An 11130-nucleotide genomic window follows, 5' to 3' on the forward strand; every position below is an offset into this window, starting at 1 on the left:
ATGGAACGCCCCGCCAAAATCATCGTGCTCGACGACGAAGCCGAACTGCGCAACATGCTGCAGCGTTTTCTGCGCGGGCATGGCTTCGATGTCCGGATCGCGGAGGACGGCAAGCGGCTCGACCGCTATCTCGAGCGTGAGCCGTTCGATCTGCTGGTGCTTGATCTGATGATCGGCGAAGAGGACGGGCTTGCCATCTGCGCCCGGTTGCGCGAGCAAGGGCAGACGCTGCCGATCCTGATGCTGACCGCGAAGGGCGATCCGCTCGACAGGGTGCTCGGCCTCGAAACCGGCGCCGACGACTACCTCGCCAAACCCTTCCTGCCGCGTGAACTGGTGGCGCGGATCAATGCGCTGTTGCGCCGCCAGAAGATCGCCTCGGGCGATGTCACCGTGACTTCGCAGAGCGTACGTTTCGGCGATTTCAGTCTCGATGTCGGCAAGCAGCAGTTGTCGCGTACCGGTGAGTTGCTGGAGATCCATTCGGCGCAGATGTTGTTGCTGGTCGCGTTGGCCTCGTCGCCGAACCGCCCCGTGAGCCGTGACAATCTGCTGGCGCGCGCCCGTGGGCGTGATCACGATGCGCTCGATCGCAGCATCGACGTGCAGGTGCTGCGGCTCAGGCAAATTATCGAGGACGACCCGTCGAAGCCGCGCTTCATCAAGACCGTGTGGGGTGTCGGCTACATGCTGGTCGCGGACGTCGACTCATGACGCGCGCGTGGCTGCAGAGGGTGCTGCCTAAAACGCTGCTGGCGCGCAATATCCTCTTGCTGATCGTGCTGGTGATGCTAAGCCAGCTCTGCGCGCTTGCGGTGTTGCTGCACTATGTACAGCGGCCCCGCGTCGAACGGGCGGCCACGGTGTTCGCCACATACGTGACAACGCTCGATAGCCTGCTTCAAGCCACGCCGCCGGGCGCGCGCGCCCAGTTGACGGCACGCCTCGACGCTCGCACGGAACTACCCGCCGATGCCGCCCTTGAACCACCGCCTAGTCTGACGCGCGCTTATCGCACGTATCAGCGCAACGTATTTCTCGACAGCTTGCGCGAGCATCTGCCCGCCGATATGCCCGCGCTCTGGCAGTCCGAAGGTGGTCAACGCTTGTGGATTCGCATGCATGCGCCGGCCGATGCGCCGCGCACGCCGTACTGGATCGCGCTGCCGATTCCCGAGGACGCGCAAGGCAACGGACTCGACGCCGCGATTCTGTTGTCGCTCGGTTTGGGCGCGCTGGCGGCGCTGACCGGCTACGTGATCCAGCGCCACCTCAACCAGCCGCTCCAGGCGTTGACGCAGGCGGCGCGCCGCGTGAGTGCCGGCGAAACGCCCGCGCCGTTGTCGACCGACGGTCCCATCGAGATCGCCACGGTGAGCAGCGCGTTCAATCAGATGACGCATGCGCTGCAGCAGGCCGAGGCGACGCGCGCGCTGATGCTGGCGGGCATCTCGCACGACATCCGCACGCCGCTCACCAAGTTGCGGCTTTCGATGGCCATGGCGATGCCCGACGGCAGCGACAGCAGCTTCGTGGTCGCCGCCGAGGGATATCTGGACCAGATCGAGACGATCTTGCAGCAGTTCATGGATTACGCCGGCAGTGGCGAGCGTGAAGCGGCGGAGCCCGGCGATCTCAATGCATTGGTCGAGCGACTTGCCGGCGATTTCGCCGGGCTGGGCCATGAGTTTGAGCTGTCGCTCGCGGTTCTGCCTGCGATTCCCTACCGGCCGATCAGCATGATGCGGCTTCTGATGAACCTGATGCAGAACGCGATCGTCTATGGCGGCACCGGGTTCTCCGTGCGCAGTTGGGCCACAGGTGAAGCCGTGTATGTCGCGGTGGGCGATCGCGGCAAAGGTCTTTCAGCGGAGGAGTTGGAGCAACTGAAAGCGCCGTTTCAGCGTGGCCGCAATGCTCGCGCGCATAGCGGCGGCACCGGGCTGGGGCTGGCGATTGTCGAACGGATCGCGCGGCTGCACGGCGGCAGCCTGCAGTTTCATGCGCGCGAGGGCGGCGGGTTAGAAGTGTGGGTGGTGTTGCCACTCATTCCCGGTCCAGCCACGCATCCAGTCCCACCCGGAAGGCCACGCCCGCAATGACCGGCACGGTCAGCATGAGGATGATGCCGAAGTTGGGAATCTCGTCGCCGTAAGTAATCGGACCGTAGAGCACGACAGTCGCAACGATCGCGAAGACGATGACGCCGATCGCAACCATCATAAGATTGCGCGCCACCATGGACAGATCCTTGCGCTTAGCCTTGCCCGGCGTGGTGCTGGTAGTGGGGACTTCGTCGTGTTGGGCGGGCATGATGGTTCTCGTGGCTGGAAATGCAATGACAAACGCTGCGGCGAAACGTGGTGCCGAATCGAACGCCGGCCGGCGCTCGATTGGCATCATACCAGGGGTCGTTCGTGCCGCGCACCTACACGAACATCCCTAACACTAACGTATCACACGCCAGACGAAGCGCAAGTCGCCGGAATTTATCGGGAAAGCCTTACGTCGGCAAGTCGTCATCGTTCTGAAGGCTCAGTGACCCAGACCGCTGCTGGCGATCTGCTGTTCGACGAACTGGGCGAATAGCGCATGCAGATGCGTCGTCGGATGAAGATCGTCGGCGAACATGTACGTCTGATCGGCATTGGCCGTCACATAGGTCGCCGGTGAGCACAGCAATGCCGTGTCATCCGGCGTTTTCTTGGGGTCGCAGGCCTGACCGGTATTTGCCACGACGAAGCCATTAGCCTGAAAGTTCGCAATGATCTGGTCTACCCATGTATAGGAATCGATCTGGATGACCTTGCCTTGCAGGCCATCGGCCTGCAAGGCAGCGTTCAGGTCCTGGTTGAAGAGTTGCGATAGTTGGGTCAGATTGGCCCCGCCGTCGGCCGCGGCGAGGCCTTTGGGCGACAGACCGACATTCGGAACATTGATCACCACCACATGCGTGGCGCCGTTCTGAACGATCTGCCCGACAAGCTGAGCGAGGGTGGTTGCCGCCGTTTGTACCGTCGGCGCCGCCGCCGGCAGCGAACCGGCGCGAAGCACGTCGTTCGCGCCGGCCCAAACCAGAACCAGTTGACCGGAATTGAAACTCCCGTGCGTGGCCAGATAGCTCGAAACCTGCTGATTGACCGGCATTTCGACATTGCCGATCACGTTCGTAAGAAAGTCGTTCTGGTTTGCCGGCGTCGCCACGGTGGAGCCGCCCTCGGCATAGCCGAGACCGTTTTGCGCACTCAGCTTATGCGTGATGTCGATCGTAAATGCGGCGCTTAGCGTGCCGCCGTAATATTGCGCGACGTTCTGGGTCCAGACCTGGCCCGGATTGGTGGTGAAACGCCCGCCACCCACCGCGCTCGCGAGCGGCGCATAGGTCCCGACGTCCGACAGGCTGTCGCCGAATGAGACTACTTGCAATTTGACGCCGCCCGGCGGCGTGGCTGTGCCACTGCCATTACTCGAGCTGCCTCCGCCTCCACCGCCGCCGCATGCTGTCAATAGCGACATCATCGTGGCAAGAATTACAGCACGTACCGTGTCTTTGCTTCCCTGCATAGCGCCTCCCCACAGATTGAACGGGCGGTTGCCCTATGTGGCGGACGTAGCGCCAGCCTGCATATCGTTCTCTTAACAGCACTTCTGGGGTAGCAATAAAGATGCCGCTCGCGGCGAGCCACGCAGCGGGATGACGCGTTCTCGCAATGTCGATTTAGCCCTATCTCAAACGTCGAGTAGGTGAGCGCCGGAATTGCATATCCGGCACTCAACGAGATATCCAGCAAAGGAGAAATCACCGTGCCCCTTCCACTGACCCCCGTTATCACCGCTTTTGAGCGCTCGCCCGATCGTGGCAGCGGACTGGCGCGTGACACGCGTATTCGCTGGGCGCTTGAAGAAGTCGGCCAGGCTTACGAGGTTCGTCTTGTTTCATTCGATGCGATGAAGGAACCCGCGCATCGCGCGCTTCATCCTTTTGGGCAGATCCCGACCTATGAAGAAGGCGCGCTGGTCCTGTTCGAGTCGGGGGCGATCGTGTTTCATATCGCAGAGCGCCACGCAGGCCTGCTACCTGACGATGCGGATGCCCGCGCACGCGCGATCGCATGGATGTTTGCCGCGCTCAACACGGTTGAGCCGCCGATCCTCGATCTCCAAACCGCTAAATTCCTGGAGGGAGACAAGAGCTGGTACGACGAGCGCCTGCCGCTCGTCAAGGATCGCATCCGTGACCGGCTGGGCGAGCTTTCCAATCGCCTTGGCAACGCCGACTGGCTCGATGGTGCGTTCAGCGCGGGCGACCTGCTTATGGTGTCCGTACTACTCAGGTTGAAAGCATCGGGGCTGCTGGACGAATATCCGAACCTCTCCGCCTATGTTGCCCACGGTGAAGCGCGGCCCACCTACAAACGTGCTTTCGCCGCGCAATTGGCGGTTTTCACTGGCCAGCAACCGGCCGGCTGATGAAGGTCGGCCGTGTCATCGCGAGGGCCAACTAAACGCCCCGCAATTCTCAATCGGGCAAAGATGCTATCTTTGAACCGTCTGCCCAATATCAGCCAGGAGCGCGCTATGGCGGAGGACAAAGATGATGTCGATGATCATTGGCACGTAAGTGCAGCGTGCTTCAACTGCGGCGCGGTTCGAACGGCCGCTCCCAATCTGTTCATCGAGCGAAACGGTGCTTCGGCGTTTGCTCACCAGCCTGCCAGCGAACAGGAAACAGAAGATGCGTGGCGAGGCGTGCTTCTCTGTCCGGCGGCAGCCGTTCGGGCGCCAAAAGGTTTGAAGATGCCGGCAGGCCTCTTCCCGCAAGTCATGGCGCCCGGCGTGTGGCGGCTCGGATATAACGCCCGCTCTTCGTACGGCGCTCACAGCTACTTCACGCTTGCAGGCGGCCTGCGTCTGATGATCGACGGGCCGCGCTGGTCCGGCCACCTCGAGCGCTGGATCGCGGAAGCCGGAGGATTGGATCACATCCTGCTGACCCACCGCGACGATGTCGCGGACGCGGGCCTCTATGCGAAGCGCTTTGGCGCCCGCGTCTGGATCCATGCAAACGACGCCGATGGGGCTCCGTTGGTCACTGACTTCGTCACAGGTGATCAGGCGCATGAGATGTTGCCGGGCGTTCGGGTCATTCCGGTGGCGGGGCATACACGGGGAAGTGTTATGTTCCTCGTCAACCAAGCGCTTTTCTCCGGAGACTCACTGAGTTGGGATTTCGAAAAGCGCGCTTTGCATGCGTTTCGCGACTTTTGCTGGTACGACTGGCCCACCCAGCTTCGCTCCCTCGAGCGGCTCGTTCACGAAAGCTTTAGTGGCGTATTCGCCGGACATGGCGGAAGTGTCGTTCTGGATGCACCGGCTATGCAGCGCGAACTGCGGACGTTTCTCGATGCGGTAAAGGCGGACTGAGACTTTCCCGACAAGTTGCGAAGCGTGGCGCTGCCCGATGCCTGGTCGAACCGACGACTGGCTCAAAGCGGCTTCGCGTCCGCCCTCAGGATGCTCATTAGCGTCCGCGCGTTGCGCTGCCCCTGGTCCTCGAAACAGTTATTGAAGATGACGTGGGTACGGCCGGCCCGCGTCGCGATTGCGCGGATCGAGGGGGCCAGTCCGGTCAGCTCGTCGTCGCTGTAGTCGTAGTCGAAGCGATCGGCCGCGCTTGCCGCGCCCGTTGCGCTCCATGCCTGCGTATTGCGGCCGTGCAGACGCACCATCGCGAGTTGAGGATGGGTTGCTTCCCATACGGTGTGCACGCGGTTCGTCACATCAGGCGGTGCGTCGACGATCACGTGGACGAGGCTGCGCTCGCGCAGAAAGTCGAGCGTCCATGGCGCGTGCTGATCGTCGAACCAGGACTGATTGCGAAACTCGGCGGCCATCATGTAGCCCGCCATGCGCGCCCGGCATTCTTCCACGAGCGCGAGACCATCCGGCGCGCGGGTGATCCACGGCGCGAACTGGAACAGCACCGCGCCGAGCCGGCCGCTTGCGCGCAACGGTTCCAGTGCTTCCAGATAGCGCCGCCACAGTTCATCGAGGATCTCGGCAGGCATGTCGCGGTAGTAGACGTTTTTCTTGCGCGGACCCGTGATGCCTTCCGGCAGCGCCATTGCAATGTCTTTCGGCAAAACGTCGGGCGAAGTCTGATGCCCGGTAAACAGCCGGAACGCCTTGAAGTTGAACGTGAAGTCTTCCGGCGTGCGTTCGGTCCACAACTGCGCGTTGCTTGCCGACGGCATCGCATAGTAGGCCGAATCGACTTCGACCAACGGAAACTGCGATGCGTAAAAGCGCAGCCGGGCTTCAGCGCTGCTGCTGCCGGGTGGGTAAAACCGCTTGCAGGCGATCAGCGTTTTGTCGGTCCAGCCTGCGGTGCCGCAGAGGATGTCCATCGGAGTCAACGTGGTGGTTGCCGCGCACGGGCGAGCCTAGGAAGCCGCCTCCGTGTGATCGAGCCACTCCGCGAGTTCGCGCCGCAGCTGCGAGATATCGAGCGGCTTGCCGAGCATCCGTGCGCCTGGAATGGTGTCGCCGATATCGGCGTTCTCCCCATAACCCGATACCAGCAACACGCGGATGTCCGGCTGCTGACCCAGCACCGCGCGCGCGAGGTTGTCGCCGGACATGCCGGGCAAGGTCAGGTCCGTGAACAGGACGTCGAAACGTTGCAGGGGCACGAGCGGCAGCGCTTCTTCGGCGCTTCCGACCGCGGTGCAGTCTAGCCCCAGCGCGCCGAGCAGATCGCAGAGTGCGTCGCGCGAATCGGCGTCGTCTTCGACCAGCAGCACGCGAGCCGGCGTGCCAGGTTGGTGCAACGACGGATTTGCCAGGCGATCCGCTAGCGAATTCGCCGGGGTGTGGGCGAGCGGTTTTTCACCCGAAGGGGCAGGCGCGTGCAGGCTTTCGCGCGGGTTGGACGCTTCAGTTGCACCGGCAGGATCGTAGACCGTACGCGGCACGCAGGGTGAAATCTGCCCCTCGCTCACGCTGGCGACGCCGGCGCCGCGCAACACGCTGCGCACCTTGCGCGCGAGATCGTCACGTCTATAAGGCTTGGACAGCAACGTGATGCCGGCGTCGAGCTTGCCGTGATGGACGATCTCGTCGCGCGTATAGCCCGAGGTGAAGAGCGTCGGCACCATGGGCGAGCGCGCCGCAGCACGCTGCGCCAGTTCCACGCTTTTCACCTGGCCGGGCATCACGACATCGGTAAACAGCAGATCGATCGGCACGTCGCTGTCGATGAATTCGAGCGCCGCGTCGCCACTCGATGCAGTCAGCACTTTATAGCCGAGTTGCGCGAGCATTTCGACGGCGGTCAGGCGCACATCCGCATCGTCTTCGACCACCAGAATCGTTTCGCCGCCGCCCACCGGCGCCGAAGTCTGATCGACGGCTTCGACTGTTTCCGGCTCGCAGCAGCGCGGGAAAAACAGCGAGACGGTGGTGCCGCGGCCCACTTCGCTGTCGATCACCGTATGGCCGCCGCTTTGCCTGACGAAGCCGAACACCATGCTTAAGCCGAGGCCCGTGCCGTGGCCGTCGGGCTTGGTCGTGAAGAACGGTTCGAACACGCGCTCCAGGATCTCGGGTTTCATGCCGGTGCCCGTGTCGTTTACCGAGAACACCACGTACTCGCCCGGCGAGAGTTCCGGTTTGCCGCGGCAAAACGCAGGGTCCAGCACGCGGTTCGTCGCGCGCACGGTGAGCGTGCCGTCGGCTTGCATCGCGTCGCGCGCATTGATTGCAAGATTGAGCAGGGCGTTTTCGAGTTGATTGCGATCGGCCTGCACATTCCACAGGTCGTCGCTCAACACCGTTTCGATCTTGACGGTCTCGCCGAGCGCGCGATGCAGCATCTCGCTCATGCCGGCAAGCAGGCGGCGCGGATTCAGCACGGTAGGCGAGAGCGGCTGGCGGCGCGCGAAGGCGAGCAGATGCGCGGCCAGTTTCGCGCCGCGTTTGACGGCATCCGTCGCAGCGGACAAACGCCGCAGCGTGGTCGGACTCTCACCGGCATCGGCGACGAGCATCTGCAGGTTGCCGTTGATCACTTGCAGGACATTGTTGAAGTCGTGCGCGACGCCGCCTGTGAGGCTGCCGATCGCTTCCATCTTCTGGGCCTGGCGCAACTGTTCTTCGGCGATTGCCCGTGCCGCGACTTCATCGGCAACGCGTTGTTCGAGCGTTTCGGTCAACTGGCGCAGCGATTGTTCTGCGATCTTGCGTTCATGGATGTCGATCAGCACGCCGGGAAAGCGCGTCGGCTCCCCCTGTTCGTCGAACTCGCACTGGCCGTTTGCCTGCACCCACATGTACTCGCCATCGGGGCGGCGAATCCGGTATTCGGCGCGAAACGGCTTGCCGGTGCGGATCGCTTCGGCCGTCAGGCGGTCGTTGAGCGGTTGGTCGTCAGGATGGATCACTTGTGTCGCGGCGTTGCGTTCAAGGCCTTTCGCGGCCTGTTCCAACGGAAATGCAAAGGTACGCGCGAAACGTTCGTCGCCGGTGACGGTGCCGGTGCGTGCATCGAGCACCCATGTGCCGAGCACCGCGCCGGTATTGAGCGCGAGTTGCAGCCGTTCGTTGGTTTCGCGCAGCTCAGCCTCGGCATGTTGCCGCCAGCGTTCGGTGAGTACGCGCGTGGTGGTTTCGACGACCATCGCGAGGACGCCCGCGGGTGCGCCGCTGTCGTCGGCAACGGGGCTGTAGTAAAGGTCCATCCAGACCTCTTCGGGCTTACCGTCGCGCAGCAGAACGAGCTCCTTGTCGCGATACGACAGGGTGCCGCCAGCGAGACACGTCGTCATCACGTGACGGTTGAAATCGGCGACTTCCGGCCAGCCGTGTTCGACCGGACAGCCGAGCAGATACGGATGCCGTCCGCCCGCGAATATCGCGTAGGCGTCGTTGTAGATCATGTAACCGGGTTTGCCCCACAGAAGCACGAGGGGCACGGGCGAGGCGAGCAGCATCTGAACGGTGGCGGTCAGACTGCGCTGCCAGTTTTCTATCGCACCGAGGTCGGTGGCGGCCCAGTCGAATTCGCTGATGCGTCGCGCCATTTCCCCGTTCCAGCCGGGGCAACCATGGTCTTGTGCCGGGAATGGCATTGCTGCGCTCCACAGAGGTCACGTCAATGAATGTGTCCCCACTCTGCCGGCGCTCATGGCGCGCGTGAATGTTCAGCAGGAGGCGGGATGAATCTTCTGCCGTGCACAGCGGGCGCGAAGCGGCCACGCGGCAGCAATAATTGTAGGCTACAACGCTCGCCTGATGACATAACAGAAGGGGCTCTGCGGGTTTAGCCGAACAATCGGCGCGAACCGCCTCGCAACTTTTACCTGCGTTGATCGAGTCAGTGCGCGTGATCCGGAAAGAAGCGCACGTGTCGCCGGTTTTTGACTGGATGTCTAGGCTTTAGTGCGGCGTGAATGGTGCGCTTAGGGCATCAGGCGTGTTTCGTGCTGCCCGCTCTTCTTCGCTTATGCCAACGGGCGCATGGTGGGGGTTGAGCGCCATGCCGGATTCGAACTTCTATAAACGCGGACCACACGATGGCAAGGAAAAACATCACACGAAACAAGCTGCCCAAGCCGGACGTACGGCAGGCGATATTGACCACGCGCCGTAACGCCAGAATGGCGCGTTCGGCGCACGCCTATGTGCGCGGCAACACGAGCAAGTTCTACGAATGGCTCGACGGGATGGAGAGCCACACCTTGCCTGAAGGTCCGGCGATCTGGATCTGCGGCGATTGCCACACCGGCAATCTCGGACCGGTCGCCGATGCAGAAGGGCGTGTCGAGATCCTGATTCGCGACCTTGACCAGACGGTGATTGGCAATCCTGCGCACGACCTGATCCGCCTTGGGCTGTCGCTGGCGACGGCCGCGCGCGGTTCGAACCTGCCTGGACTGACTACGGTGCACATGATGGAAGCGTTGGCGGACGGTTACGAGCGCGCCTTCGACGAGGCGGCCGGCGATGCCGATATTCATGCCGAGAAGCCGGAGGCGGTGAGGGTGGTGATGAAGGAGGCGGTGCGCCGGTCGTGGCGTCATCTGGCGGAAGAGCGGATTGAGGATCTCGAGCCGACCATTCCACTTGGCCCGCGCTTCTGGCCGCTGGCGAAGAGCGAGCGGCGCGAGATCGAGGCGCTGTTCGAGAAGGGTTCGCTGGCGCGGCTCGCGACGGTGTTGCGTGGCGGCGGTGACGACGCCGATGTCGAGGTGCTCGACGCGGCGTACTGGGTGAAGGGGTGCAGTTCGCTGGGGCGGTTGCGGTATGCGGTGTTGCTGGACATCGACGGCGCCGCGGTGGATGGCGACGACCTGTGCCTGATCGACATCAAGGAAGCCGCGCAGGCAGCCGCGCCGCGTTATCCCCGAGTGCGCATGCCGCGGGATAACGCCGAGCGGGTGGTGGAGGGGGCACGGCATTTGTCGCCCTCGCTGGGCGAGCGGATGCGGGCGGCGCGGTTATCGGATCGCGCTGTTGTTATACGGGAGCTGCTGCCGCAGGATATGAAGTTGACGATTGAGCAGTTGACTCAGGACGAGGCGATGAAAGCTGCGCGCTTTCTTGCGTTGGTGGTGGGGAAGGCGCATGCGAGGCAAATGGATGCGCTTGAGCGCGCGGCCTGGCTTGCGGAGTTGCGGAGGAATCGGTCGAAAACCCTCGATGCGCCGGGGTGGCTTTGGAAAAGTATTTTAGAGTTGGTTAGTAGTCATGCTGTGGGGTATTTGGAGCATTGTCGACGGTATGCCACTGAGGGGGGCATTAAGTGACTGGTTTTTGCCTTTTGCGGCGGCATTGGCCGTGGTCCTGGGGCTTTGGGCTTTCCTTGTTCTGGCTTTGGTGCCTTTCCTTGATTTGTTAGTGGTCTATTAGTGTTGCCCCTGTGCGGGGCGGCACTTACTTTCTTTGCCGCCGCAAAGAAAGATAAGCAAAGAAAGCGGCTAGAAGCCCCTGCTAAGCGGGCACCGCGGTCTGCTACGGGTAGTGGTGCATCTGGAATCCGTGTTCTCTCACATTCGGCGTTAGTGACAAAGGAGTCATCAGCTCCCACTCCGCACTGCGTGCGTCGCGGACGGGTCTGCATGGGAAACCACC

The 11130-nt window shown here is 62.6% G+C and carries 9 protein-coding genes; 5 read left to right on the forward strand and 4 right to left on the reverse strand.

Annotated features, from left to right (window positions below):
* Both KHO30_RS25910 and KHO30_RS25915 read left to right on the forward strand, forming a co-directional pair.
* A complete protein-coding gene (locus KHO30_RS25910; protein ID WP_093632907.1) occupies positions 1-714 on the forward strand; it encodes a response regulator in 714 nt (237 codons plus the stop codon).
* Entirely contained in the window at positions 711-2102 is a 1392-nt protein-coding gene (locus tag KHO30_RS25915) for an ATP-binding protein (protein WP_211702738.1), read from the forward strand. Before KHO30_RS25910 ends, KHO30_RS25915 begins: the two co-directional genes overlap by 4 nt.
* On the opposite strand, the gene KHO30_RS25920 is transcribed toward KHO30_RS25915, so the two are convergent.
* Both KHO30_RS25920 and KHO30_RS25925 read right to left on the reverse strand, forming a co-directional pair.
* Positions 2047-2313, reverse strand: a complete 267-nt coding sequence (locus KHO30_RS25920) for a hypothetical protein (protein ID WP_093633237.1) — start codon at positions 2311-2313, stop codon at positions 2047-2049. The genes KHO30_RS25915 and KHO30_RS25920 overlap by 56 nt on opposite strands.
* Before the next feature lie 222 nt (positions 2314-2535).
* On the reverse strand, positions 2536-3564 hold the full coding sequence (locus tag KHO30_RS25925; protein ID WP_211702739.1) for an SGNH/GDSL hydrolase family protein: 1029 nt from the start codon (positions 3562-3564) through the stop codon (positions 2536-2538).
* A gap of 252 nt (positions 3565-3816) precedes the next feature.
* Between KHO30_RS25925 and KHO30_RS25930 the strand changes: the two genes are divergently transcribed.
* Positions 3817-4470, forward strand: coding sequence for a glutathione S-transferase family protein (locus KHO30_RS25930; protein ID WP_211702842.1), 654 nt, complete (start codon positions 3817-3819; stop codon positions 4468-4470).
* A 72-nt stretch (positions 4471-4542) separates the two neighbouring features.
* A complete protein-coding gene (locus KHO30_RS25935) occupies positions 4543-5424 on the forward strand; it encodes an MBL fold metallo-hydrolase (RefSeq protein WP_211702740.1) in 882 nt (293 codons plus the stop codon).
* Positions 5425-5486: 62 nt separating this feature from the next.
* On the opposite strand, the gene KHO30_RS25940 is transcribed toward KHO30_RS25935, so the two are convergent.
* Positions 5487-6407, reverse strand: a complete 921-nt coding sequence (locus tag KHO30_RS25940; protein WP_093632903.1) for a DUF72 domain-containing protein — start codon at positions 6405-6407, stop codon at positions 5487-5489.
* A 36-nt stretch (positions 6408-6443) separates the two neighbouring features.
* Positions 6444-9128, reverse strand: coding sequence for a hybrid sensor histidine kinase/response regulator (locus tag KHO30_RS25945; RefSeq protein ID WP_211702741.1), 2685 nt, complete (start codon positions 9126-9128; stop codon positions 6444-6446).
* 444 nt (positions 9129-9572) lie between these two features.
* Here KHO30_RS25945 and KHO30_RS25950 point away from each other — a divergent pair, with 444 nt between their 5' ends.
* On the forward strand, positions 9573-10805 hold the full coding sequence (locus KHO30_RS25950) for a DUF2252 domain-containing protein (protein ID WP_093632901.1): 1233 nt from the start codon (positions 9573-9575) through the stop codon (positions 10803-10805).
* Positions 10806-11130: the final 325 nt, after the last annotated feature.

The sequence above is a fragment of the Paraburkholderia aspalathi genome (genome assembly GCF_905220735.1).
GTDB classification, from domain to species: Bacteria; Pseudomonadota; Gammaproteobacteria; order Burkholderiales; family Burkholderiaceae; genus Paraburkholderia; species Paraburkholderia aspalathi.

Coding starts and splice junctions, on each gene's coding strand:
- KHO30_RS25910 (WP_093632907.1), top strand. CDS start 1: ATGGAACGCCCCGCCAAAATCATCGTGCTCGACGACGAAGCCGAACTG.
- KHO30_RS25915 (WP_211702738.1), top strand. CDS start 711: ATGACGCGCGCGTGGCTGCAGAGGGTGCTGCCTAAAACGCTGCTGGCG.
- KHO30_RS25920 (WP_093633237.1), bottom strand. CDS start 2,313: ATGCCCGCCCAACACGACGAAGTCCCCACTACCAGCACCACGCCGGGC.
- KHO30_RS25925 (WP_211702739.1), bottom strand. CDS start 3,564: ATGCAGGGAAGCAAAGACACGGTACGTGCTGTAATTCTTGCCACGATG.
- KHO30_RS25940 (WP_093632903.1), bottom strand. CDS start 6,407: ATGGACATCCTCTGCGGCACCGCAGGCTGGACCGACAAAACGCTGATC.
- KHO30_RS25945 (WP_211702741.1), bottom strand. CDS start 9,128: ATGCCATTCCCGGCACAAGACCATGGTTGCCCCGGCTGGAACGGGGAA.
- KHO30_RS25950 (WP_093632901.1), top strand. CDS start 9,573: ATGGCAAGGAAAAACATCACACGAAACAAGCTGCCCAAGCCGGACGTA.